The organism is Variovorax sp. J22R115 (assembly GCF_030317005.1).
Lineage (GTDB): Bacteria > Pseudomonadota > Gammaproteobacteria > Burkholderiales > Burkholderiaceae_C > Variovorax.
The window spans coordinates 334,579-357,061 of sequence record NZ_JASZYM010000002.1 but is presented as its reverse complement, the minus strand read 5'-3'; the positions used below and the strand labels follow the sequence as shown (position 1 = coordinate 357,061).

Here is a 22,483-nt window from a genome sequence, read left to right as displayed (position 1 = left end):
ATTTTCTGATGCACTGCAGCAATTTAGAACGCGCCTTCTAAATGGGCCCTGACAATGTTCCCAATGCGTGCGTTTTATTCCGGCCAATTCGTCTTGCCTCTGCCCACCGGCCACCGTTTCCCAATGGGACGGTATGTCCTTCTTCGCGATCGACTCGAACAGCATTTGCCCCAGATCCAGATGTTCGAGGCACCGCGTGCCAGCGACGGCGAACTGGCGCTGGCACATACGCCGCAATGGATCGCCTCCATCAGCGACGGAAGCGTGAGTCCCGAGGCCATGCGCGAGATCGGCTTTCCGTGGAGTGAGGCGATGGTCGAGCGCTCGCGCCGGTCGACCGGCGCCACCATTGCTGCTTGTCGCACCGCCTTCGGGGAAGGCATCTCGGCCAACATGGCCGGCGGGACTCACCACGCCAGCGCGGGGAAGGGCGGCGGCTTCTGCGTCTTCAACGATGCCGCGGTCGCCGCAAGGCTGATGCAGGCCGAGCACGGCCGGCATAGGGGGCCTCCCTTGCGTGTCGCCGTCATCGACCTGGACGTGCATCAGGGCAATGGCACCGCCAGCATCTTTCGCAACGATCCCAGCGTCTTCACGCTCTCGATGCACGGTCAGAAGAACTTCCCGTTCCGCAAGGAAGCCAGCGATCTCGACGTCGAACTGCCGGACGGTTGTGCCGATGACGACTATCTTGCCGCCCTCGAACATGCGCTGGACGAACTGGATCGGCGGTTCACGCCGGGCCTGGTGATCTATCTCGCAGGGGCCGATCCCTTCGAACGCGATCGCCTCGGCCGTCTCAAGCTGAGCTTCGACGGCCTGGAGGCACGCGACCGGCGCGTCTTCGATTTCGCCTGGCAACGGCGCATTCCGCTGGCCTTCGCGATGGCCGGTGGCTATGCGAGCGACATCGCCGAGACGGTTCAGGTGCAACTGGGCACCTTCAAGGTCGCCTTCGAATACTGGCGGCGCTGGCAAAATGCCGCGCCATGAGTGCCCGACCATCCCCCGAACTTCGCACCGGCTACCGCGCCTTTCGCAGCATTCCCACGCGCTGGGCGGACAACGACATGTACGGGCATGTCAACAACGTCGTCTACTACGGCTGGTTCGATACCGCGGTCAATGCGCTCCTGATCGAGCGGGGTGCGCTGGACATCCATCACGGCACGACGATCGGCTTCGTCGTGGAGACGCAGTGCAACTACTTCGCGCCGCTTGCGTTCCCGCAGACGGTGGAGGCGGGGATTCGGGTGGCACATGCCGGCAGCTCCAGCGTGCGCTACGAGATCGCGCTGTTCGCAGAGGGCGCCGAGACCGCAGCGGCACAAGGGCACTTCATCCACGTCTATGTCGACAGGGCGACCCAGCGGCCGGTCAAGTTGCCGGCGGCACTGCTGGCCGTGGTCGACGACCTGCGCGTCTGAGGCAAAAGAAAAACGGCGCCCTAAGGCGCCGTTGGCAATCGCGACCCGGCCCGGAGGCCGATGGGGCTGATTAACCCTTGGTCTTCATGGCCTTGATTTCGGCCTTGCCCTTGGCTTCGTCAGCCTTGGCTTGCTTTTCGCAGGCGTTCTTGGCATCGCCCTTCAGGTCGTCGCACTTTTCCTTGGCGACTTCATAGGTGGCCTTCACCTGTTCTTCCTTCACATTGCGAGCATGGCTTTCGCTGGGCTTGTATTGCTGTTCGAGTTCAGCCTTGGCGACGTTTTCCTTGCCCTTGGCTTCCTTGTCGCAGACATCCTTGGCGTTGTCCTTCAGCGTGTCGCACTTCGCCTTGTCGACCTTGTAGTCAGCTTCGATCTTTTCCTTGGCGACCTTGTATTCGTCACTGGTCATCGCGCTGGCTTGGCCCGCAATCAGGCATGTAGATGCGATGGCGATCATGAGCAGATGTTTTTTCATGGCTTTTCCCTCTGGAGTTGTGAATCGGTTGTTCGGTGAATGAGTGGACGCGGCGTCAGACGCGTTCCATCCAGATGGCAGCAGGGGTGCGGCCGTCGCGGCTTTCCCAGTCGGCCACCTGCTTTTCGGCTTCATCGCGGCTGATGCCATGGCGTTCCTGGATGCGGCCCAGAAGCTGATCGCGCTTGCCGGCGATGACGTCGAAGTCGTCGTCGGTGAGCTTGCCCCACTGCTCCTTGACCTTGCCCTTGAGCTGTTTCCAGTTGCCTTCGACGGTGTCCTTGTTCATGACGTATCTCCTTCAGATCAGGTTTCGTCGCCGACCTGAACTTGTGCTGGTCGGCGTGGACACACTGTCGCGTCAAGGCATTGGCCGCACGGTAGGACGCCCGGGGAACGGTTCGTAGGCACATGCCGACGCAGCCCGTGATAATCGAACGCACATCGAACCCGGAGACAGCGTCCCGCACCATGATCATTCACAGCCTGCTCGATACCGACCTCTACAAGTTCACGATGATGCAGGTGGTGCTGCATCACTTTCCGGGCGCGCGCGTCGAGTACCGCTTCAAGTGCCGCAATCCCGGCATCGAGCTGGCGCAGTTCGCCGGCCAGATCCGCGAGGAAGTGCGCCACCTCTGCTCGCTGCAGTTCAAGGATCCGGAACTGAGCTACCTGCGCACGATGCGTTTCATCAAGAGCGACTTCGTCGATTTCCTCGGCCTGTTCCGCCTCAACGAGAAATACATCAACATCATCCCGAAGGCTTCCGGCGAACTCGAGATCCGCATCGAGGGACCCTGGCTGCACACCATCCTGTTCGAGATCCCCGTGCTGGCGATCGTCAACGAGGTGTACTTTCGCAATACCCAGCCGAACCCGGACCTCACCGAAGGCCGCAACCGGCTCGACACCAAGATCGTGCAGTTGCAGGACGAAGGTCTCGCCGACCTCAAGATCGCCGACTACGGCACGCGCCGCCGTTTCTCCAAGGACTGGCACGAAGAGGTACTGCGCACGCTCGCGACGCGGCTCGGCGCCGTGACCGCGCCCAACCATCCGAGTGCGTCGGGGAAGCTGCCGCAGTTCGCCGGCACCAGCAACGTGCTGTATGCGATGAAGCTCGGGTTGATTCCGCTGGGCACCATGGCGCACGAATATCTCCAGGCCTGCCAGGCGTTGGGGCCGCGGCTGCGCGACAGCCAGATATTCGGCTTCGAGTCGTGGGCGCGGGAGTACCGCGGCGACCTGGGCATCGCGCTGTCGGATGTCTATGGCATGACGGCGTTCCTGCGCGACTTCGACCTTTACTTCTGCAAGCTGTTCGACGGTGCGCGCCACGACAGCGGCGATCCTTTCCAGTGGGGCGAGCGCATGCTGGCCCACTACATCGCCAACCGGGTCGATCCGCGGACCAAGACGCTGATCTTCAGCGACAGCCTCACCGTGCCCCGCACCATCGAGCTTTACCAGCAGTTCCGCGGACGCTGTCAGCTGGCTTTCGGCATCGGCACCAATCTCACCAACGACCTGGGCTACGAGCCGCTGCAGATCGTGATCAAGATGATCCGCTGCAACGACCAGCCGGTGGCCAAGCTGTCGGACACGCCATCGAAGAACATGTGTGAAGACGAAAGGTATCTGGCCTATCTGCGCCAAGTGTTCGAAATCGCCCAGCCCGTCGCATGACAGCGGGGCAAACCACGAAGACTGCTTTGCGCATGCTGGCGGCCGGCGCATTGCCGATGGTGGCGCCGGCCATGGCCTTTGCAGCCGATTTCGACGGGAGTCGCCTTTCTCCGCTGTGGGGCGTGCCGTTCGCCGGCCTTCTGCTGTCGATCGCGCTGATGCCACTGCTGGTGCCGTCCCTCTGGCATCACCACTACGGCAAGGTGGCTGCGGCCTGGGCGCTGGCATTCTTGCTGCCCTTCGCAGGGATCTATGGCCTGTCGCTGGCGAGCGCCCAACTCGTGCATGCGTTGCTGGCCGAATACATACCGTTCATCGTGCTGCTGGGTTCGCTCTTCGCGGTGGCTGGCGGCATCCACATTCGCGGCAACCTGCGCGGGTCGCCCAAGCTCAACACGGCGATTCTGGCGATCGGCGCTGTGCTCGCGAGCCTCATGGGCACGACGGGCGCGTCGATGCTGCTCATCCGGCCGATGATCCGGGCGAACGACAACCGCAAGCACAAGGTGCATGTGGTCGTGTTCTTCATCTTCATCGTGTCGAACGTCGGCGGCTCGCTGACGCCGCTGGGCGATCCGCCGCTTTTTCTCGGCTTTCTGAAGGGCGTTGATTTCTTCTGGACCGCGAAGAACATCTTTCCAGACACCCTGTTCGTCGTCGGTGCGCTGCTCGCCATCTTCTATGCGCTCGATTTCTTCTACTACCGCAACGAGGGCGTGATGCCCTTCGATCCGACGCCCGATACCGGCGCGATCGGCTTCGATGGTGCCGTCAATTTCTGGCTGCTGGGGGGCATCCTGTTCTTCGTCCTGCTGAGCGGCATCTGGAAATCGCCCGTCAGCTTCGACATCCATGGCACCACGGTTGGCTTGCCGGGCATCGTGCGCGACGTGGCGCTGATCGTGATCACGCTCGTCTCGCTCAAGATCACCGCGCCCAACGTGCATGCGGCCAACCAGTTCGGCTGGGAGCCGATGGCGGAGGTCGCCAAGCTCTTCGCCGGCATCTTCCTGACCATCGTTCCGGTGATCGCCATGCTCAAGGCGGGCACGGAAGGTCCGTTCGGCGCCATCGTCTCGGCCGTGACGCGGCCCGACGGCCAACCCGATCCCGCGATGTACTTCTGGGCCACCGGGATCCTGAGCTCTTTCCTCGACAATGCACCGACCTACCTGGTGTTCTTCAATACCGCCGGCGGCGACCCCCAGGCGTTGATGACCACCTACGCGACGACGCTGGCGGCGATTTCGGCCGGCGCCGTGTTCATGGGCGCCAACACCTACATCGGCAATGCGCCCAACCTGATGGTCAAGGCCATCGCTGAAAGCCGCGGTGTGCGCATGCCGAGCTTCTTCGGCTTCATGCTGTGGTCGGGTGTCATCCTGATCCCGCTGTTCATCATTGCGACCTTCATCTTCTTCCGTTGATCATGAGCAAACCCAAAATCCTCGTTGCCCGTTCGATCTTTCCCGAGACCATTGCCCGTCTAGAGGAACACTTCGAAGTCGATTCCAACCCGAACGACGAAAGCTGGAGCAAGGCCCGGCTAATCGAAAAGCTCCAGGGCAAGCAGGGCGTCTTCACCACCGGCAGCGAGCGCATCGACGCCGAGGTGCTCGATGCCTGCCCCGACCTGAAGATCTGCGCCAACATGGCCGTGGGCTACAACAACTTCGACATCGACGCGATGACGGCGCACAGGGTGCTCGGAACCAACGCACCGGACGTGCTGACCGAAACCACGGCCGATTTCGGTTTTGCGCTGCTGATGGCCACGGCGCGCCGCATCGCGGAAAGCGAGCATTTCTTGCGCGCGGGCAAGTGGGAAAAGTGGAGCTACGACATGTTCTCCGGTTCCGACATCCACGGCGCCACGCTCGGCATCATCGGCATGGGCCGGATCGGGCAGGGCATTGCGAAACGCGGCGCGCACGGCTTCGGCATGAAGGTGATCTATCACAACCGTTCGCGGCTCGACGCGGCGCTCGAGGCCGAATGCAAGGCCGGTTACGTGGGCAAGGAAGAATTGCTGAAGACCGCCGATCACGTCGTGCTCGTGGTTCCCTACACGCCGGCATCGCATCACACGATCGGTGCGGCCGAACTGGCGCTGATGAAGCCCACCGCCACGCTCGTCAACATTGCGCGTGGAGGCATCGTCGACGATGCGGCGCTCGCGGCGGCGCTGCGCGACAAGCGCATTGCGGCGGCCGGCCTCGACGTATTCGAGGGCGAACCGAAGGTGCACCCGGACCTGCTCACCGTGCCCAACGTCGTGCTCACGCCCCACATCGCCAGCGCCACGGTGCCTACGCGCCGGGCCATGGCCGACTTGGCGGTCGACAACCTCATTGGCTACCTCGTGAACAACAAGCCGGTCACGCCCCTCAACCCCGCAGTGCTTGCGGCCAAATAAGAAGACAACGTCACCCGTGATCGAAACCTGGATCCTGCTGGCCCTCGCGGCCCTGAACTTCATCCTCATCCTGTGGTTGCTGCTGCGCAAGCAGCCGGCGCCCGACCATTCGACGCTGGTCGCGACCCTGGGCGCCGGCAACGAGCGCATCGAGCGCGAACTGCGCCACGAGATCGGCGAGTCCTCGCGCGGCGCCCGGCAGGAAACGGCGCAAGCTTTTGCCACCTTCCAGCAGGCGTTGATCCAGCAAGGCGCGGAGTCCACCCGCACGCAGAATGCGCAGATCGACGCCTTCGCGCAGCAACTCACGCTGTTGCAAAAGACGCTGGCCGACACGCTCAACACCCAACTCCAGGGGCTGAGCGAATCCAATGCGCGCCGACTCGCCGAAGTGCGCGCCACGATGGAGACCCAACTCGCACAACTCCAGCAGAACAACAGCGCGAAGCTCGACGAGATGCGCAAGACGGTCGACGAGAAGCTGCAGAGCACGCTCGAAGCCCGCCTGGGCGAGAGCTTCAAGCAGGTGGCGGACCGGCTCGAACAGGTTCATAAGGGCCTGGGCGAAATGCAGACGCTCGCCGTCGGCGTGGGCAGCCTGCAGCGCGTGCTGACCAATGTGAAGACCCGTGGCGTGTTCGGCGAAGTGCAGCTCGAGGCGCTGCTCGAACAGGTGCTGACGCCCGACCAGTATGCCAAGCAGGTCGAGACCAAGCCCCACAGCGGCCAGCGCGTGGATTTCGCGATCCGCTTTCCGGGCCGCGGCGGCGATGGCGCGCCGGTCTGGCTGCCCATCGACGCCAAGTTTCCGCGCGACGACTACGAGCGCCTGCTCGACGCACACGAACGGGCCGATCCGGGCGCCGCCGAAATTGCCGCCAAGGCGCTGGAAACACGCATTCGCACCGAAGCAAAGTCGATCGCCGAAAACTACCTGGCCGCGCCGCACACCACGGACTTCGCGATCCTCTTCCTGCCGGTCGAAAGCCTCTATGCCGAAGTGCTGCGTCGTCCCGGCCTGATGGATGCGATCCAGCGCCAGCATCGCGTGACGCTCGCCGGGCCAACCACGCTGCTGGCGATGCTCAACAGCCTGCATATGGGCTTTCGAACGCTCGCGCTGGAGCAACAGGCTTCCGAAGTGTGGAAGGTGCTGGGCGCGGTCAAGACGGAGTTCGAGCGCTACGGCGAATGGGTCTCGCGCATCAAGGAACAGGTGGCGAAGGCTTCCGACACCCTCGACAAGGCGGACACGCGCGCCAAGCAGATGCGGCTCGCGCTACGCAAGGTGGAGGCGCTGCCAGAAGCGCAGTCCCAGGCGCTGCTGCCGCCTGCCGACGGCGACGACGACCTCCAGACGTGAATGCCGGCCTGCTTCGCCTGATCCTCGCGCAGGTCTGCCTGCACGCCGCGATGACGGGCACCCGGCTGGCAGCCCCGCTACTGGCGCTGCGTGAGGGCTACAGTGCGGCCGCCGTCGGGGTCCTGCTGGCGCTGTTCGCGCTGACGCAGGTGTTCCTGGCGCTGCCTGCCGGGCGCTTTGCGGATCGGCATGGGCTGCGGCGGCCGTTGACCATCGCCGTTGTTTCAGCCTCGGCCGGAGCCGCGATGGCCGCGGTACTGCCGGTGTTCCCGGTGCTTTGCCTGGCGGCGCTGTTGACGGGGGGCGCCACCGGCATCGCGGTGATTGCGCTGCAGCGCCACGTCGGCCGCGCGGCGAGCAACCCCACCCAACTCAAGCAGGTGTTCAGCTGGCTCGCGATCGCGCCGGCTGCGGCCAATTTCGTCGGTCCCTTCGTCACGGGTCTGCTCATCGACCATGCCGGCCCCACACCGGGCGATTTGCTCGGCTATCGGGTGGCTTTCGCCTTGCTGGCGCTGCTGCCAATTGCTTGCTGGATGCTCGCGCGCGGGACAGCCGAACTCCCCCCGGTGCGCCTGCCACCCGGAGTGCCAAGGCCGCGTGCCTGGGATCTGCTGAGCCAGCCCATGTTCCGGCGCCTGCTGTTCGTGAACTGGCTGCAGTCCGCGTCGTGGGACGTGCACACCTTCGTGCTGCCGATCCTGGGTCACGAGCGCGGGCTGAGCGCTTCGATGATCGGCTCCATCCTCGGCGCCTTCGCGGTGGCCGCGGCCGGCATTCGCGTCGTGCTACCGCTGGTGGCTTCGCGCTTCAGCGAACGCGGCGTGATCACCGCATCGAACGTGGTCACGGCGCTGGTCTTCGCGGCCTATCCATTCATGACCTCGGCGTTCGGCATGGGCGTCTGCTCGGTGGTGCTGGGTGTGGCCCTTGGTGCGGTGCAACCGATGGTGATGAGCATGCTGCACCAGATCACTCCGCACGCGCGGCACGGCGAAGCCCTCGGCCTGCGCGTGATGACGCTCAACGCCTCCAGCGTCGCCATGCCCATGCTGTTCGGCGCAGCCGGCGCCCTGATCGGCGTCGCGGGCGTGTTCTGGATCGTCGGCGGCGTGGTGGCGCTTGGCACCCGCTCGGTCTGGGGACTGCAGGCTCCGTCGCGCGAAGACCAGCCCGTTCAGAGTTTGTAGAAAGTCTTGATGTAGTCCCAGGCGTCTTGCGGGGCATCCACGTATTCGATCAGCTTCACGTCGTTGGGCGAGATCACACCTTCCTCGGCCAGGAACTCGAAATTGATGAGTTGCTTCCAGTAGTCCGAGCCGAACAGCACGATCGGCACAGGCTTGGCCTTGCGGGTCTGCACGAGCGTGATGACCTCGAACAGTTCGTCCAGGGTGCCGAAGCCACCGGGAAAGGCCACCAGCGCCTTTGCCCGCATCATGAAATGCATCTTGCGAATCGCGAAGTAGTGGAACTTGAAGCTCAACGCCGGGGTGACGTAGGGGTTGGCTTCTTCCTCCATCGGCAGCGCGATCGCCAAGCCGACGGAGAGGCCTCCACCTTCGTACGCGCCGCGGTTGGCCGCCTGCATGATGCCCGGACCGCCGCCGGTACAGACGAAGAGCTTGTCCTGGGGCTCCTTGTCGTTGCTGTACTGCGCCACGAGCTTGCCGAAGGCACGCGCCTTTTCGTAATAGTGGGAACTGCGTGCGAGCTTGCGCCAGCGGTCGGCCGCGATCGAGTCGCCGGATGCCTCGGCTTGCGCAATCAGCGCGCCCGATTCCTCTTCGCTTCGAAATCGCGCGCTGCCGAATACGACCACCGTGTTCTCGATGCCGTGCGCGCGCATCTCGAGGTCGGGTTTCATGAGCTCGAGCTGCATGCGCAGTCCGCGCGTTTCGCGGCGCAGCAGGAATTCCGGGTCGGCGAAAGCCAGGCGCGAAGGATCGGTGTGCAGGGGAAGGCCTTTGTCCGCATGGGCCTGCAGAGTGGCCCAGGCGTCGGCGAGGCGCTTGTCGTGGAGGTCGTGTGTGCTGTTGGGCATGGTCTTGCGAGGAAAGCGAGGCTGAATTGTGCGCCTTGCAGATTTCGGGCCCGGTGCGTCGGAACGCACGCAAAAAAGGCTCCCGAAGGAGCCTTTTTCAGGGTGATCGGTCGCTCAGACGCGCTTGCGGTATTCGCCGGTGCGGGTGTCGATTTCGATGCGGTCGCCTTGCGCCACGAAGAGCGGCACGCCGATTTCGAAACCGGTGGAGATCTTGGCCGGCTTCATGACCTTGCCCGAGGTGTCGCCCTTGACGGCCGGTTCGGTCCAGGTGATTTCGCGCTCGACGCTGGTCGGCAGTTCGACCGAGATGGCCTTGCCGTCGTAGAACACCACTTCGACCGGCATGCCGTCTTCGAGGTAGTTGAGCGAGTCGCCCATGTTCTCGGCTTCGACTTCGTACTGGTTGTACTCGGTGTCCATGCAGACGTACATCGGGTCGGCGAAGTAGGAATAGGTGCATTCCTTCTTATCGAGCACGATCTGCTCCATCTTGTCGTCGGCCTTGAAGACCACTTCGGTGTTGAAGTTGGCGATCAGGCTCTTGAGCTTCATGCGCACGGTGGCGGAATTGCGGCCGCCACGGCTGTATTCGGTCTTGAGGACGACCATGGGGTCCTTGCCGTGCATGATCACGTTGCCAGCGCGGATTTCTTGAGCGATTTTCATAATCAGGGTCTCTGGATGTTGGCCGCTCGGTGCGTCGTCGAGCCCTCTGGCCCTTCTGGCGCATTCACCGCGGCGGGTTCAGCGGATAGTGCGGCAATCGGGGAACGCCCCGGCCGGAAATCCGCAAAGCCCGCAATTTTAGCTTTTTTGGGCGACGAAACGCTGCAGCCGCGTCAAAAGGTCGTCCTGTTCGAGCAGGCATGCGCGTGCGGCCAGCGCGCTGAAACCCCAGGATTCGAGCGTCGTCCGGTTCAGATCCGGCAATCGATCCCTTGCCATTCCGTTCCAGAGATGGTGGAAGCCGCGCAGAGAGGGCGGGGCGTTCATCCAATCCATCAAAGCGTTCAGTTTGGTGTGGTGCGCGTCGTCGTCCTGCGGGTAGATCTGCCAGATGAAGGGAGCGCCGGCCCAGATCGCCCGAACCAGGGAGTCTTCGCCACGGACGAAATTCAGATCGCAGGCCCAAAGCAGGTGGTCGAATTCGGGTTGCGGCACATGGGGCAGCCATGAGATCGAAAGCGCGCCGCGCTGTGCGGGACCGGGTGGCAAGGCGGCCGCGGCGCGTCCTGCCGTGACCAGCAAGCGGGTGGGCCGGTCGGCGCGCTCGAATTGGGAGAGCAGGGCTTCGAGCGCCGGCGGTTCGTAGCAAAACAGCGAGACGAGGCGTTCGCCTTGCCAGGGGATGCCTTGGCTTGCGAGCCACGCGCCGCGATCGAATCGCTCGCGCCGCGCCATCAACTCGGGCTCGCGCAGCAGGCCGCCCGTGGCTCTGGTGAAGCCTGGATAGAAGAAATTCTTGGTCAGCCCGGCGCCGGGTGCCCTGAAGACGGGGGAGGGGAGGCCGTGCAGGCGCTCGACATAGGGCTCGGCCGACAGGTATTCCAGGTTGATCCATCGGTGAGTCGAGCCGTTTCTTGGCGCGTGCAGCGCGAACATTGCAACGATTTCCGGCGCGGGATCGCAGCCGAAGGCCTCGATCAACACGTCCGGGGCGGGTGCGTTGGTGGCCTGGATTTCCGCCGTCGCCGCAGTCCAGGCGACGACAGAAACCCCTTCGCAACCTTCGGGCGCCATCCAGGCCAGCGCGGAGGGATCGTCGATCCACAAGCGCACCGTCTCGCCTTCGCCGCTGAGCGCAGCGGCCAGCCGCCAGCAGACGCCGGCGTCGCCATGGTTGTCTATCACCTTGCAGAAAATGTCCCAGCGCATCGCGGGATACTCTACAGCCCCCCAATGGAGACACCGGAGACAGATTCCATGTCACATCACTCCGCCGACATCCTCTGGCAACGCGACGGCCAGGATTTCGTCGGCAACCGCTACAGCCGTCGCCACGCGATCCGCTTCGACGGCGGCGCGGAATGGGTCGGCTCGTCCTCTCCGCACGTTGTGCCGCTGCCGATGTCGGATGCCACGGCCGTCGACCCGGAAGAACTCTTCGTCGCTTCGCTGTCGAGCTGCCACATGCTGTGGTTCCTGTCGATAGCGGCATCGCGCGGCTTTTGCGTGGAACGCTACGCCGACAGTGCCGACGGCCGGATGGGGCGCAACGCTGCCGGCAAGTTGGCGATGACCGTCGTCACGCTGCGGCCGCAGGCGCTTTTTTCCGGCGAGCGCCTGCCGACGCGCGAGCAAATCGAAGCCATTCACCACTCGGCGCACGACCAGTGCTTCATCGCCAATTCGGTCCACACCGACGTGCGCTGCGAGCCAGTGCTGGAAGACGGGACTCCACAGTAAACACAATGGCTGAAACGCATTCCGATCAATTGCTCAGCGAAGTGGCGGCATTGCCGCAATTGCCTGGCGTCTATCGCTATTTCGACGCGGCAGGTGCGGTGCTCTACGTGGGCAAGGCGCGCAATCTCAAGAAGCGCGTGGCGAACTATTTTCAGAAGAATCACGCCGGCACGCGCATCGGCCACATGATCTCGAAGATCGCCCGCATGGAGACCACGGTGGTGCGCTCCGAGGCCGAGGCGCTGCTGCTCGAGAACAACCTGATCAAGACGCTCAAGCCGCGCTACAACATCCTGTTTCGCGACGACAAGAGCTATCCGTATCTCAAGATCGCCTCGCACACCTTCCCCCGGCTGGCGTACTACCGCGGGTCGGTCGATCGCAAGCACCGCTATTTCGGGCCGTACCCAAGTGCGTGGGCGGTCAAGGAGTCGATCCAGCTGCTGCAGAAAGTGTTCAAGCTGCGCACTTGCGAAGACACGGTCTACAGCAATCGCACGCGGCCCTGCCTGCTCTACCAGATCAAGCGCTGCAGCGGCCCCTGCGTGGGCTACATCACGCCCGAGGATTACGCACAGGACGTCGCCAACGCGGAGGCCTTCTTGATGGGTGACACGCAGGTCGTTCTCACGCAACTCGAGGCGCGGATGATGTCCCACGCCGAGAAGCTGGAGTTCGAGCAGGCGGCCGAATTGCGCAACCAGATGTCGGCGCTGTCACGTGTGCTGCACCAGCAGTCGGTCGAGATCGCCTCCGACAAGGACGTGGACATCCTCGCCGTCAAGGTGCAGGGCGGCAAGGCCTGCGTAAATCTCGCGATGGTGCGCGGCGGCCGGCACCTGGGCGACCGTGCCTATTTCCCGGTGCATGTGGAAGACGCCACGCAGATCCAGCATGGCGAGCGGGATGCCGAGAGCGACGACGAACCGCCGTTGTCCGACGCGGTCGAGGTGCAGGTACTCGAGGCCTTCATCGCGCAGCACTACATCGACGTGCCCGTGCCGGCCACGCTGGTTCTGAGCGAACTGGTGGGCCGCGAACTCATCGAGGCGATCTCGCAGCAGGCGGGCACGCGCGTGACCGCCGTGTTCCAGCCGCGGGAGCAGCGTCGCCACTGGCTGGAAATGGCGTGCAAGAACGCGGCGCTCCAACTCGCGCGCCTGCTTGCGGAGGAGGGCTCTCAACAGGCGCGCACGCGCGCGCTGGTCGATGCGCTCGAACTGGCGCCGGACGATCTCGACAACTTCCGCGTCGAGTGCTTCGACATCTCGCACACGGCGGGCGAAGCGACGCAGGCTTCGTGCGTCGTGTTCGAGCATCACGCCATGCAGAACCGCGAATACCGGCGCTACAACATCGAGGGCATCACGCCGGGCGACGACTATGCCGCGATGAGGCAGGTGCTGCATCGCCGCTACGGCAAGCTGGCCGAGGCGATGGCGGCGGAGACCGATGCGCCCCCTGCCGGCGATGCCGCGGGCGCGGGCACTGATGCACGGCCGGGCACGCGGACCGCGCGCATGCCGGAACTGGTGCTGGTCGACGGCGGCAAGGGCCAGGTGTCGATGGCGCGTGAAGTGTTCAGTGAGTTGGGGCTGCCGCTGTCGCTGATCGTCGGCGTGGAGAAGGGCGAGGGTCGCAAGGTCGGGCTCGAGGAGCTGGTGTTCGCCGATGGCCGCGAGAAGGTCTATCTTGGCCGCGATTCGGCGGCACTGATGCTGGTCGCGCAGATTCGCGACGAGGCGCACCGATTCGCCATCACCGGCATGCGCGCCAAGCGGGCGAAGATCCGGGTGGGCGGCAGCCAGCTCGAAGATATTCCTGGCATCGGGCCCAAGCGTCGCGCGCGCTTGCTGCAGCGCTTCGGCGGAATTCGCGGCGTTGCGGCAGCCAGCGTCGAGGACATCGCTTCGGTCGAGGGAATCGCTTTTGACCTTGCCGAGGAAATCTATAGAGCCTTGCATTGACCGGTCCCCGGCCTCGCACCGGGGGGGCCATATACTCGTTCCAATGTTCTGGACTCTGCCAACGATCATGACCTGGACGCGCATCGTCGCGATTCCGTTGATCGTGGGTGTGTTCTACCTGCCGCTGTCGGAGCCGATGCGCAATCTCATCGCGACGGTGATGTTCATCGTGTTCGCGGCAACCGATTGGCTCGACGGCTTCCTGGCGCGCCGGCTCAACCAGACTTCGGCGTTCGGCGCCTTCCTCGATCCGGTCGCCGACAAGTTCCTCGTGTGTGCTTCGCTTCTCGTGCTGGTGCACCTGAATCGCGCTGACGTGTTCGTGGCGCTGATCATCATCGGTCGCGAGATCGCAATCTCCGCGCTGCGCGAATGGATGGCGCAGATCGGCGCCGGCAAGAGTGTCGCGGTCCACATGGTCGGCAAGGTCAAGACCGTGGTGCAGATGGTGGCGATCCCCTTCCTGCTCTTCAACGGCATGCTGTTCGGTGTGATCGACACGGGCGCCTGGGGCCAGTGGCTGATCTGGATCTCCGCCGTGCTCACCGTCTGGTCGATGGTCTACTACCTGCAGAAGGCCATTCCCGAGATCCGGGCCCGGGCGAAATGACGGGGGCGGCCCGTTCGGCGGGCTGGCTTCGCATCATGCCAGCGGTCTTCGTGCTGATCTGGAGCACCGGCTTCATCGTGGCGCGGTATGGCATGCCTTACGCGCCGCCGCTCAAGTTCCTCACGGTGCGCTATGCACTCTCGGTGATCTGCTTCCTCGCCTGGGTCCGGGTGGCGCGCGTCGCGTGGCCGCGAGATCGGGTGCAGTGGGGACATCTCGCGGTCACCGGCGTGCTGATGCAGGCGGGCTACCTGGGTGGCGTCTGGGCGGCCGTCAGGGCCGGAATGGGCTCCGGCCTCATCGCATTGCTGGTCGGTATCCAGCCGGTGCTGACCGCCGTCTGGATGTCGATGACTGGCGGCACGATCACGCGTCGCCAGTGGGCGGGACTGTTCCTCGGATTTCTCGGGCTCGTGCTGGTCGTGTCGCGCAAGCTGGGACAGGGCGGGGAGGTCAATGTGCTGACGATGGGGCTGGCGCTGATGGCGCTCCTGTCGATCACCGTCGGCACGCTGTATCAGAAGCGCTTCGTCGCGCCTTGCGACGTGCGCAGCGCGAATGCGATCCAACTCGCAGCGGCGCTGCTGGTCACGCTGCCTTTCGCTGCGCTGGAGACCGACAGCATCCAATGGAACCTGGCTTCGGGCGGCGCGATGGCATGGTCCGTCCTCGCGCTGTCGCTGGGTGGCAGTTCGCTGCTCTATATCCTGATCCAGCGCGGCACCGCCACTGCCGTCACGAGCCTGCTCTACCTCGTACCGCCATGCACCGCCGTGATGGCTTGGCTCTTGTTCGCGGAGCCGATCACCGTGGTGACGCTGGCAGGCATTGCGACGACCGCCGTTGGCGTCAGCCTGGTGGTGCGCGGCGAGCGCTGAGAGCTCAGCGCGAACGCGTGGGGTCGACCTTCCACGGCTCGCCGCGAAAACGCTCCACCAGGAAGTCGATCAGCACCCGCACGCGCCGGGGCGTCTTGGGTCGCCACGGCGCGACCCATTGAATGTCGGCATCCGGCATCGCGAGGTGCGGCATTACGCGCACCAGTTCGCCCGAGGCGAGGTGAGGTGCAATGTCCCAGAGGCTGCGCAGCATGATCCCGCGACCGGCCAGGCACCAATCGCGCACCAGTTCACCCGAATTGCTCGACAGCGGACCGCGCACGTGGACCCGAACCGTGGTTCCGTCCTTGACGTGGCGCAGCGTCCAGAGCGCGAATTCACGCTCGCTGCCTTCGCTGTTCTCGCGTGCCACGAGGCAGTCGTGCGACGCGAGCGCAGCAGCGTCGGCCGGAAGACCATGGTGTTCAAGATACGCCGGAGCAGCCGCCAGCACGCGCTGATTGCGCGCGATGCGGCGCGTGACCCAGTCGCCTGCACGGCGATGTTGCGGCTGCCACAACCACACGGCGCCGTCGTGTCCTTCCGCGCCCAGGTCGGGCAGTTTCTCCGCCAGCGTGAGCTGGATCTGCAGTCCGGGATGCTGCTCGTTGAACGCCGCGAGCGCCGGCCCGAGCCAGCGCCTGCCGAATCCGAAGGTGGCGACGAGCCGGATGGTGCCGCTCAGTTCGCTCTGGCGTTCGCCCAGTTCGTTCTCGAGCGCGGCGAAGCCGGCGAGCAGGCCTTTGGCATGCAGGCACACCGCTTCGCCCTCCGCCGTGGCGCTGAGTCTGCGCGTGGTGCGGTCGAACAGCCGCTGGCCCAGTCGCGCCTCCAGCGCCCCGAGCCGTTTGGTCACCACGGAAGGAACGACGTTCAGCGCGAGCGCGGCACCGGCGAGGCTTCCGCGCGCGCGGATCGCCATCACGAGTTCGAGATCACTGCGGTCCATTGCTGCAATTTTGGAAAGTATCAATTGGCTGATTGTTGCTTGATGAAGAGGGGTGCGCAACGCACAATCATTGCATGTTGACTTCGTTCACTACCTTCGACCTGTCGCGCGACGGTGTTCGGCTGCATGGACGCGTCGGTGGCAGCGGCTCACCTCTGCTGCTGCTCCATGGCCACCCGCAGACGCACGTGATCTGGCATCGCGTGGCGCCAGTGCTGGCCGAGCACTTCACCTTGGTCATGCTCGATCTGCGCGGCTACGGGGACTCCGGCCGTCCCGTGGCCGATGCGGCCCATGTCCGCTACAGCAAGCGCGAAATGGCACTCGACGCGCTCGCCGCCATGCGGCATCACGGTTTCGAGCGCTTCGGCGTGCTCGCGCATGACCGGGGGGCGCGCGTGGCCCATCGGCTCGCGGCAGATCACCCGGAGGCGGTGGAGCGCCTCATGGTGCTCGACATCGCGCCGACGCTCGCGATGTACGAGGACACGTCCGAAGCTTTTGCGAAGGCCTATTGGCACTGGTTCTTCCTGATCCAGCCGCCGCCGTTGCCCGAAGCGCTGATCGAATCGGATCCGGTGCGCTATGTGCGCAGCGTCATGGGCAGTCGCCATGCGGGTCTTGCGCCCTTTGCACCGGAAGCGCTCGCGGAGTACGAACGCTGCGCATTGATCGATGGCAGCGCGAAATCCATCTGCGAGGACTATCGGGCCTCGGCCACCATCGACCTGGATCACGATCGCGCCGACATCTCGGCCGGCCGCAAGCTCACGCAGCCGCTGCGCGTGCTGTGGGGCGAGCATGGTGCGGTCGGACGCTGCTTCGATGTGCTGGCACTCTGGCGCGAGCGCGCCGACGACGTATCGGGCGAAGCGCTCGCCTGCGGCCACTACATTCCCGAGGAAGCGCCGCACGACCTGCTGGCACGCGCGCTTCCCTTTTTCAACGCGACCCACAAGGATTGAGACATGAGCACCCAACGAATCGCAGTCATCGCCGGCGACGGCATCGGCAAGGAAACCATGCCCGAAGGCCTGCGCGTGCTCGATGCCGCAGCGCGCAAGTTCGGCATCGACCTGAAGTTCGACCACTTCGATTTCTCGAGTTGGGACTACTGCGAGAAGCACGGCAAGATGCTGCCCGACAACTGGAAGGACCAGATCGGCGGGCACGACGCGATCTACTTCGGAGCGGTCGGCTGGCCCGAGAAGATCGCTGACCATGTGTCGCTCTGGGGCTCGCTGCTGCTTTTTCGTCGCGAATTCGACCAGTACGTCAACCTGCGCCCCGCGCGTCTGATGCCGGGCATCGTCGCGCCTGTGGTTCGTCGCGATGGCACGCCACGGCAACCGGGTGAGATCGACATGTACATCGTGCGCGAAAACACGGAGGGCGAGTACTCGAGCATCGGCGGCAGGATGTACGAAGGCACCCCGCGCGAAATTGTCGTCCAGGAGACCGTGATGTCGCGAGTCGGCGTGGACCGTGTGCTCAAGTTCGCGTTCGATCTGGCGCAGTCGCGCCCGAAGAAGCATCTCACCAGCGCCACGAAGTCCAATGGCATCTCGATCACCATGCCTTACTGGGACGAGCGTGTGGCTGCCATGGCGCAGGGCTACCCGGACGTCAAGCTCGACAAGTTCCACATAGACATCCTGACCGCGCACTTCGTGCAGCGCCCTGACTTCTTCGATGTGGTGGTGGCGAGCAACCTGTTCGGCGACATCCTGTCGGACCTGGGGCCTGCATGCACCGGCACGATTGGCATTGCGCCCAGCGCCAACCTGAATCCGGAGCGCACCACGCCGTCGCTGTTCGAGCCCGTGCATGGCTCCGCGCCGGACATTGCCGGCAAGAGCATCGCCAACCCGATCGGCCAGATCTGGTGCGGCGCGATGATGCTGGAGTTTCTCGGCCACAAGGCCGCGCACGACGCGATCCTATCGACGATCGAGAAAGTGCTGGCTCCCGGCAGCGGCGCCCCGCGCACGCCCGACATCGGCGGAACCGCAAGCACGAGCGACCTGGGCAAGGCGATCGCCGAGGCACTTTGAAAAAGACTTGTCAAAACGCCACTAAAATCGCGCTCCTCGCTGTGTTCTAGGGGGGAGTGTCGTATTGACACCCTGTAGACCAGTGGTTGTAATCCTTGTCGGCAGCGCGCTGCCGGCGCGTCAGAACTGCCACCCTTTTTTCGCATTTCGCCCCCGTGGCATCGTCACGGGGCTGGCATCGCTTCTGACGACTGATCAACAATTTTCCTGCAAGGGGCCCTTGTGAACAAAACCGAACTCATTGAGCACATCGCAAAAAACGCCGACATCTCCAAAGCTGCCGCCACGCGCGCACTCGAATCCACCATCGGCGCCATTCGTACAACGCTCAAGAAGGGCGGTTCCGTATCGCTCGTCGGTTTCGGTACATTTGCAGTAGGCAAGCGTGCCGCGCGGACCGGTCGCAATCCGCGCACCGGCGACGCGATTAAAATCAAGGCCGCCAAGATCCCGAAGTTCCGTCCCGGCAAGGCGCTGAAAGACGCGCTGAACTGAGACACTGTTTTCCGGTGGGGTGCTTAGCTCAGCTGGTAGAGCGGCGCCCTTACAAGGCGTAGGTCGGGGGTTCGAGCCCCTCAGCACCCACCACCCGAAGCAAAGGCGAACAGCGTGTTCGCCTTTTTTGTTGCCGTCCCGCAATCCGTCACAGAGAGTGCCCAAGCATGTTTGATTCCTTCCGCAAGTACAACAAGATCATCATGGTGCTCTTGTTCTTGCTGATCATTCCTTCGTTCGTGCTCTTCGGCGTCGATCGGTATCAGGGAAATACGCAAGGCGAAATGGTCGCGCGCGTCGCGGGCCATGAGATCACCCGTCCCGAATGGGATGCGCAGCATCGCAACGAGGTCGACCGAATCCGCCGTCAGGCGCCCAACATCGATCCGGCCTTGCTCGACTCCGATGCAGCGCGCTACGCCACTCTGGAACGCATGGTGCGTGATCGCGTGCTCGCTGCAGCGGCGTCCAAATCCAATATGACCGTGTCGGAAGAGCGGCTCGCACGCCTTTTTGCGGCGGACTCGGGCCTCGCTTCGTTCCGCACAGCCGATGGCAAATTCGACCGCGAGAGCTTCATGCGCGCGACCGGCCGCACGCCCGAGCAGTACGAAGCGTCGGTTCGCGCCGATCTGGCGACCCAACAGGTGTCTCTGGGCGTTTCGGGTACGACCTTCGCGACCGCCGCCCAGGCCGCCGCGGCGCTCAATGCGTTCTACGATCGTCGCGAGATTCAGGTGGCGTTGTTCAAGCCCGCCGACTTCGCGTCGAAAGTCAGCGTGAGCGATGCCGATCTCCAGGCTTTCTACAAGGACCACGCGGCGCAGTTCCAGGTGCCTGAACAGGCCAGCGTCGAATACCTGGTCCTGGACCTCGAAGCCGCGAAGAAGAACATATCGGTCAGCGAGGCGGATCTGCGGAGCTACTACGACCAGAACAGCGCGCGCTTCGGCACCAAGGAAGAACGTCGTGCCAGCCACATCCTCATCGCCGCGCCGGCCAACGCACCGGCCGCCGAGCGCGAGAAGGCGCGTGCCAAGGCGGAACAACTGCTGGTCGATCTCCGGAAGGCACCCCACACCTTTGCCGAGACGGCACGGAAGAATTCGCAGGATCCCGGGTCGGCGGAGAAGGGCGGCGATCTCGATTTCGTGACGCGCGGCGCGATGGTCAAGCCTTTCGAGGATGTGATGTTCTCGCTCAAGAAGGGCGAGATCAGCAATGTCGTCGAGACCGAGTTCGGCTACCACATCATCCAGCTCAACGACATCAAGCCCGCCGTGGTTCCGCCCTTCGAAAAGGTGCGTGCCACCATCGAGAACGAAGTGCGCAGCCAGCAGGCCACGCAGGAGTTCGCCAAGGCCGCCGAGATCTTCACAGACATCGTCTACCAGCAGCCGGACAGCCTGAAACCAGCTGCCGAGAAACTGAAGCTCACGATCCAGACGGCTGGCAATGTGGCGCGTACGCCTGCGCCGGGTGCCGCGGGCGCGTTGGCCAACCGCAATTTCCTGAACGCGCTCTTTGCTCCCGACACGCTCGAGCGCAAGCACAACACCGAAGCCATCGAAATCGGGCCAAACCAACTCGCATCGGGTCGCGTCACGCAACACGCTCCGGCGCGCACGCTGCCCTTCGAAGAGGTCAAGGACAAGGTTCGCACGCAACTCATTGCCCAACGCGCGGCCGCCCTCGCAAAGGCCGAAGGCGAGGGCAAGCTGGCGGCCTGGCAGGCGAACCCTGCGGGCGCGACTTTCGGCGCACCTGTAACGGTTTCGCGGCTGGAGATGCAGTCGCAGCCGCCAGCTGTCATCGAAGGCGCGTTGCGTGCCGATACCAGCAAGCTGCCGGCTCTCATCGGAACGGATCTTGGTGCGCAGGGCTTTGCCGTGGTGCGCGTCGTCAAGGCCGTCCCCCGCACGCCGCCCGCGGCGGAGCTGGCGAAGCAGGAGAACGAGCAGTTTGCACAGGCCGTGGGCGCGGCGGAAAGCTCCGCTTACTACGACTTGCTGAAGAACCGCTTCAAGGCTGAAATTTTGGTTCCGAGGCCCTCGGATCCGACGGCGGGCGTCGAACGCTAGTTTTTTCACGCTACAATCGCAGGCTGCGGTGGCTGTAGCTCAGCTGGTAGAGTCCCAGATTGTGATTCTGGTCGTCGTGGGTTCGAGTCCCATCAGCCACCCCAAACGTCATTGACAAAAAGCGCCGATCGAATGGTCGGCGCTTTTTTTGTGCCTGCATTACTTGTGGCAATTGACTTTTGAATTAGAATTTTCGCTTTCTAATTCGAGGATTAGCACCGATGGCCTCATCCCTTGCCGACATCAATTCCCAGATCAAGAAGCACGACGAGCAGATTGCGCAATTGCGCAAGCAAGCCGAAGAGCTGAGAAATCAGGAACGCTCAGGAGTGATCGAGGAGATACGCAAGAAGATCGCTGAATACGGTTTGACGGCAACCGATCTCAAACTCGCGGGACGCGTTGGCAAGCGCAGCGCAGGGATTGCTGTAACCAAGTCCGCTGCAAAGTATCGCAGCCCCACCGGTGAGACCTGGTCCGGCGGCCGTGGTCGCAAGCCGCGCTGGATCACGGAGGCGCTTGCAGCCGGTAAATCGCTGTCGGACTTCGAGATCAAGTAAGGCCTTCGTGTCGGCCAAAGTAAAAAGCCCGCTCATGCGGGCTTTTTTGCGGGCTTCTCGAGTCCTCAGTTGACCAGCACGAGCTTGCCCTTGACCCCGCGCGAGCCCATGTGGGCGTAAGCGGCCTTGAGTTCCGCCATAGGGACGGCGCGATCGATCACGGGCTTGATCCTGCCCTGGCCGTACCACTGGGCCAATTCGGCCATCATCTGCGCGTTGGCCTTGGGCTCGCGCTTGGCGAAATCGCCCCAGAACACGCCGACCAGCGATGCGCCTTTGAGCAGCATCAAATTCAATGGCAGCGAAGGAATGGGGCCTGCGGCGAAACCGACGACGAGATAGCGGCCGCGCCAACCGATCGAGCGGAACGCTGGTTCGGCAAATTCGCCGCCCACAGGGTCGTAAATGACGTCAGGTCCTTTGCCGCCGGTTGCTGCTTTGACTGCATCGCGAAAACCATTGGGAAGCGCGTGCGTGGTGTAGTTGATCGTGACGTCCGCGCCGATGGATTTGCAGAGTTCGCATTTTTCATCGGTCGACGCGGCTGCGATGACCTTGGCACCCGCAGCCTTTGCAATCTGGATCGCCGCGGTTCCGACGCCGCCGGCTGCACCGAGCACCAGCACTGTTTCACCCGCCTTCAATTGCGCGCGGTCCATCAATGCGTGCCAGGAGGTCGCGTAAATCATGATGAACGCGGCGGCATCGACATAGCCAAAGCCTTCGGGAAGGGGCATGCAAAGCGCTGCGGGCGCGAGCGTATGCGTTCCGAAGCCGCCCGTGCCGGACAGGCATGCAACGTTTTGCCCGATCTTGAGATGCGTGACGCCTTCGCCGACGGCGGTGATCACGCCGGCGTATTCGGAGCCCGGCACGAAAGGCAGTGGCGGCTTGATCTGGTATTTGTTCTGGACGATCAGCAGATCGGGAAAATTCAGGCTTGCCGCCTTGATTTCGATCAGCACCTGTCCGGGCCCGGGGGTCGGCGTTGGCAGTTCTTTCCACGTGAGTGCGTCGACGCCGGTGGGATTCTCGCAGAGCCATGCGTGCATGCTCGTGTCTC

The 22,483-nt window shown here is 63.8% G+C and carries 23 protein-coding genes and 2 tRNA genes; 18 read left to right on the top strand and 7 right to left on the bottom strand.

The window, feature by feature from the left end; genetic code table 11:
- The first annotated feature begins 54 nt into the window (after window positions 1-54).
- Together QTI04_RS04685 and QTI04_RS04680 are read left to right on the top strand one after the other, a co-directional pair.
- Window positions 55-993 (top strand): histone deacetylase, encoded by a 939-nt coding sequence (locus QTI04_RS04685; RefSeq protein WP_286614358.1) that lies wholly within the window; start codon window positions 55-57, stop codon window positions 991-993.
- Window positions 990-1,427 (top strand): thioesterase family protein, encoded by a 438-nt coding sequence (locus tag QTI04_RS04680; RefSeq protein WP_286614357.1) that lies wholly within the window; start codon window positions 990-992, stop codon window positions 1,425-1,427. The genes QTI04_RS04685 and QTI04_RS04680 overlap by 4 nt, the downstream gene beginning before the upstream one ends.
- A gap of 70 nt (window positions 1,428-1,497) precedes the next feature.
- Here QTI04_RS04680 and QTI04_RS04675 read toward each other — a convergent pair whose 3' ends face one another.
- Both QTI04_RS04675 and QTI04_RS04670 read right to left on the bottom strand, forming a co-directional pair.
- Window positions 1,498-1,905 (bottom strand): hypothetical protein, encoded by a 408-nt coding sequence (locus QTI04_RS04675; RefSeq protein ID WP_286597662.1) that lies wholly within the window; start codon window positions 1,903-1,905, stop codon window positions 1,498-1,500.
- Between the two features lie 55 nt (window positions 1,906-1,960).
- Entirely contained in the window at window positions 1,961-2,194 is a 234-nt protein-coding gene (locus QTI04_RS04670; protein WP_286597663.1) for a CsbD family protein, read from the bottom strand.
- 182 nt (window positions 2,195-2,376) lie between these two features.
- Between QTI04_RS04670 and pncB the strand changes: the two genes are divergently transcribed.
- The 5 genes from pncB to QTI04_RS04645 are packed head-to-tail and all read left to right on the top strand — an operon-like array spanning window position 2,377 to window position 8,563.
- Complete coding sequence (pncB, locus tag QTI04_RS04665) at window positions 2,377-3,594, top strand: nicotinate phosphoribosyltransferase (protein ID WP_286614356.1); 1,218 nt, start codon at window positions 2,377-2,379, stop codon at window positions 3,592-3,594.
- A 32-nt stretch (window positions 3,595-3,626) separates the two neighbouring features.
- Window positions 3,627-5,021 (top strand): sodium:proton antiporter, encoded by a 1,395-nt coding sequence (locus QTI04_RS04660; protein WP_286614355.1) that lies wholly within the window; start codon window positions 3,627-3,629, stop codon window positions 5,019-5,021.
- 2 nt (window positions 5,022-5,023) lie between these two features.
- On the top strand, window positions 5,024-6,010 hold the full coding sequence (locus QTI04_RS04655) for a D-glycerate dehydrogenase (RefSeq protein ID WP_286614354.1): 987 nt from the start codon (window positions 5,024-5,026) through the stop codon (window positions 6,008-6,010).
- A 19-nt stretch (window positions 6,011-6,029) separates the two neighbouring features.
- Window positions 6,030-7,373: a DNA recombination protein RmuC gene (locus QTI04_RS04650; protein ID WP_286614459.1), complete on the top strand. Its 1,344-nt coding sequence runs from the start codon at window positions 6,030-6,032 to the stop codon at window positions 7,371-7,373.
- Window positions 7,370-8,563: an MFS transporter gene (locus QTI04_RS04645; protein ID WP_286597667.1), complete on the top strand. Its 1,194-nt coding sequence runs from the start codon at window positions 7,370-7,372 to the stop codon at window positions 8,561-8,563. The genes QTI04_RS04650 and QTI04_RS04645 overlap by 4 nt, the downstream gene beginning before the upstream one ends.
- On the opposite strand, the gene QTI04_RS04640 is transcribed toward QTI04_RS04645, so the two are convergent.
- From QTI04_RS04640 to earP, 3 genes are all read right to left on the bottom strand, one after another.
- On the bottom strand, window positions 8,551-9,417 hold the full coding sequence (locus QTI04_RS04640) for a TIGR00730 family Rossman fold protein (protein WP_286597668.1): 867 nt from the start codon (window positions 9,415-9,417) through the stop codon (window positions 8,551-8,553). The genes QTI04_RS04645 and QTI04_RS04640 overlap by 13 nt on opposite strands.
- Window positions 9,418-9,531: 114 nt before the next feature.
- Window positions 9,532-10,086 (bottom strand): elongation factor P, encoded by a 555-nt coding sequence (efp, locus tag QTI04_RS04635; RefSeq protein WP_286568623.1) that lies wholly within the window; start codon window positions 10,084-10,086, stop codon window positions 9,532-9,534.
- Window positions 10,087-10,224: 138 nt separating this feature from the next.
- Window positions 10,225-11,295 carry an elongation factor P maturation arginine rhamnosyltransferase EarP gene (earP, locus tag QTI04_RS04630; protein ID WP_286614353.1) on the bottom strand — a complete coding sequence of 357 codons (1,071 nt, stop codon included), beginning with the start codon at window positions 11,293-11,295 and terminating at the stop codon, window positions 10,225-10,227.
- A gap of 48 nt (window positions 11,296-11,343) precedes the next feature.
- On the opposite strand from earP, the gene QTI04_RS04625 reads away from it, so the two are divergent.
- The 4 genes from QTI04_RS04625 to QTI04_RS04610 are packed head-to-tail and all read left to right on the top strand — an operon-like array spanning window position 11,344 to window position 15,281.
- The gene (locus tag QTI04_RS04625) at window positions 11,344-11,826 is read left to right on the top strand and encodes an OsmC family protein (protein ID WP_286614352.1); all 483 of its coding nucleotides are present in this window, start codon (window positions 11,344-11,346) and stop codon (window positions 11,824-11,826) included.
- Window positions 11,827-11,831: 5 nt separating this feature from the next.
- Window positions 11,832-13,793 (top strand): excinuclease ABC subunit UvrC, encoded by a 1,962-nt coding sequence (gene uvrC, locus QTI04_RS04620; RefSeq protein ID WP_286614351.1) that lies wholly within the window; start codon window positions 11,832-11,834, stop codon window positions 13,791-13,793.
- A 43-nt stretch (window positions 13,794-13,836) separates the two neighbouring features.
- Window positions 13,837-14,403 carry a CDP-diacylglycerol--glycerol-3-phosphate 3-phosphatidyltransferase gene (gene pgsA / locus QTI04_RS04615; RefSeq protein WP_286597672.1) on the top strand — a complete coding sequence of 189 codons (567 nt, stop codon included), beginning with the start codon at window positions 13,837-13,839 and terminating at the stop codon, window positions 14,401-14,403.
- Window positions 14,400-15,281: a DMT family transporter gene (locus QTI04_RS04610; RefSeq protein ID WP_286614350.1), complete on the top strand. Its 882-nt coding sequence runs from the start codon at window positions 14,400-14,402 to the stop codon at window positions 15,279-15,281. Before pgsA ends, QTI04_RS04610 begins: the two co-directional genes overlap by 4 nt.
- 4 nt (window positions 15,282-15,285) lie before the next feature.
- On the opposite strand, the gene QTI04_RS04605 is transcribed toward QTI04_RS04610, so the two are convergent.
- Entirely contained in the window at window positions 15,286-16,230 is a 945-nt protein-coding gene (locus tag QTI04_RS04605; protein ID WP_286614349.1) for a LysR family transcriptional regulator, read from the bottom strand.
- A 74-nt stretch (window positions 16,231-16,304) separates the two neighbouring features.
- Between QTI04_RS04605 and QTI04_RS04600 the strand changes: the two genes are divergently transcribed.
- The 7 genes from QTI04_RS04600 to QTI04_RS04570 all read left to right on the top strand — a co-directional run bounded on the left by QTI04_RS04600 (window position 16,305) and on the right by QTI04_RS04570 (window position 21,420).
- Window positions 16,305-17,195: an alpha/beta fold hydrolase gene (locus tag QTI04_RS04600; RefSeq protein WP_286614348.1), complete on the top strand. Its 891-nt coding sequence runs from the start codon at window positions 16,305-16,307 to the stop codon at window positions 17,193-17,195.
- Between the two features lie 3 nt (window positions 17,196-17,198).
- Window positions 17,199-18,284 (top strand): tartrate dehydrogenase, encoded by a 1,086-nt coding sequence (locus QTI04_RS04595; protein ID WP_286614347.1) that lies wholly within the window; start codon window positions 17,199-17,201, stop codon window positions 18,282-18,284.
- 222 nt (window positions 18,285-18,506) lie between these two features.
- Window positions 18,507-18,779 (top strand): HU family DNA-binding protein, encoded by a 273-nt coding sequence (locus tag QTI04_RS04590; RefSeq protein ID WP_007830705.1) that lies wholly within the window; start codon window positions 18,507-18,509, stop codon window positions 18,777-18,779.
- A 17-nt stretch (window positions 18,780-18,796) separates the two neighbouring features.
- Window positions 18,797-18,872 (top strand) — tRNA-Val (locus QTI04_RS04585).
- A gap of 74 nt (window positions 18,873-18,946) precedes the next feature.
- Window positions 18,947-20,860, top strand: coding sequence for a SurA N-terminal domain-containing protein (locus QTI04_RS04580; RefSeq protein WP_286614346.1), 1,914 nt, complete (start codon window positions 18,947-18,949; stop codon window positions 20,858-20,860).
- Window positions 20,861-20,888: 28 nt separating this feature from the next.
- A tRNA-His gene (locus QTI04_RS04575) sits at window positions 20,889-20,964 on the top strand.
- A 117-nt stretch (window positions 20,965-21,081) separates the two neighbouring features.
- The gene (locus tag QTI04_RS04570; protein ID WP_286614345.1) at window positions 21,082-21,420 is read left to right on the top strand and encodes an H-NS histone family protein; all 339 of its coding nucleotides are present in this window, start codon (window positions 21,082-21,084) and stop codon (window positions 21,418-21,420) included.
- A gap of 65 nt (window positions 21,421-21,485) precedes the next feature.
- Here the strand turns inward: QTI04_RS04570 and QTI04_RS04565 are convergent, their stop codons facing one another.
- Entirely contained in the window at window positions 21,486-22,472 is a 987-nt protein-coding gene (locus QTI04_RS04565; protein ID WP_286614344.1) for an NADPH:quinone oxidoreductase family protein, read from the bottom strand.
- Between the last annotated feature and the right edge of the window lie 11 nt (window positions 22,473-22,483).

What these genes read in the sequence shown, in the direction of transcription:
- QTI04_RS04595 (WP_286614347.1), top strand. Translation starts at nt 17,199, where the DNA reads ATGAGCACCCAACGAATCGCAGTCATCGCCGGCGACGGCATCGGCAAG.
- uvrC (WP_286614351.1), top strand. Translation starts at nt 11,832, where the DNA reads ATGGCTGAAACGCATTCCGATCAATTGCTCAGCGAAGTGGCGGCATTG.
- QTI04_RS04680 (WP_286614357.1), top strand. Translation starts at nt 990, where the DNA reads ATGAGTGCCCGACCATCCCCCGAACTTCGCACCGGCTACCGCGCCTTT.
- pgsA (WP_286597672.1), top strand. Translation starts at nt 13,837, where the DNA reads ATGTTCTGGACTCTGCCAACGATCATGACCTGGACGCGCATCGTCGCG.
- QTI04_RS04565 (WP_286614344.1), bottom strand. Translation starts at nt 22,472, where the DNA reads ATGCACGCATGGCTCTGCGAGAATCCCACCGGCGTCGACGCACTCACG.
- QTI04_RS04655 (WP_286614354.1), top strand. Translation starts at nt 5,024, where the DNA reads ATGAGCAAACCCAAAATCCTCGTTGCCCGTTCGATCTTTCCCGAGACC.
- efp (WP_286568623.1), bottom strand. Translation starts at nt 10,086, where the DNA reads ATGAAAATCGCTCAAGAAATCCGCGCTGGCAACGTGATCATGCACGGC.
- earP (WP_286614353.1), bottom strand. Translation starts at nt 11,295, where the DNA reads ATGCGCTGGGACATTTTCTGCAAGGTGATAGACAACCATGGCGACGCC.
- QTI04_RS04660 (WP_286614355.1), top strand. Translation starts at nt 3,627, where the DNA reads ATGCTGGCGGCCGGCGCATTGCCGATGGTGGCGCCGGCCATGGCCTTT.
- pncB (WP_286614356.1), top strand. Translation starts at nt 2,377, where the DNA reads ATGATCATTCACAGCCTGCTCGATACCGACCTCTACAAGTTCACGATG.
- QTI04_RS04580 (WP_286614346.1), top strand. Translation starts at nt 18,947, where the DNA reads ATGTTTGATTCCTTCCGCAAGTACAACAAGATCATCATGGTGCTCTTG.
- QTI04_RS04640 (WP_286597668.1), bottom strand. Translation starts at nt 9,417, where the DNA reads ATGCCCAACAGCACACACGACCTCCACGACAAGCGCCTCGCCGACGCC.
- QTI04_RS04600 (WP_286614348.1), top strand. Translation starts at nt 16,305, where the DNA reads ATGTTGACTTCGTTCACTACCTTCGACCTGTCGCGCGACGGTGTTCGG.
- QTI04_RS04605 (WP_286614349.1), bottom strand. Translation starts at nt 16,230, where the DNA reads ATGGACCGCAGTGATCTCGAACTCGTGATGGCGATCCGCGCGCGCGGA.
- QTI04_RS04675 (WP_286597662.1), bottom strand. Translation starts at nt 1,905, where the DNA reads ATGAAAAAACATCTGCTCATGATCGCCATCGCATCTACATGCCTGATT.
- QTI04_RS04685 (WP_286614358.1), top strand. Translation starts at nt 55, where the DNA reads ATGTTCCCAATGCGTGCGTTTTATTCCGGCCAATTCGTCTTGCCTCTG.
- QTI04_RS04625 (WP_286614352.1), top strand. Translation starts at nt 11,344, where the DNA reads ATGTCACATCACTCCGCCGACATCCTCTGGCAACGCGACGGCCAGGAT.
- QTI04_RS04610 (WP_286614350.1), top strand. Translation starts at nt 14,400, where the DNA reads ATGACGGGGGCGGCCCGTTCGGCGGGCTGGCTTCGCATCATGCCAGCG.
- QTI04_RS04570 (WP_286614345.1), top strand. Translation starts at nt 21,082, where the DNA reads ATGGCCTCATCCCTTGCCGACATCAATTCCCAGATCAAGAAGCACGAC.
- QTI04_RS04670 (WP_286597663.1), bottom strand. Translation starts at nt 2,194, where the DNA reads ATGAACAAGGACACCGTCGAAGGCAACTGGAAACAGCTCAAGGGCAAG.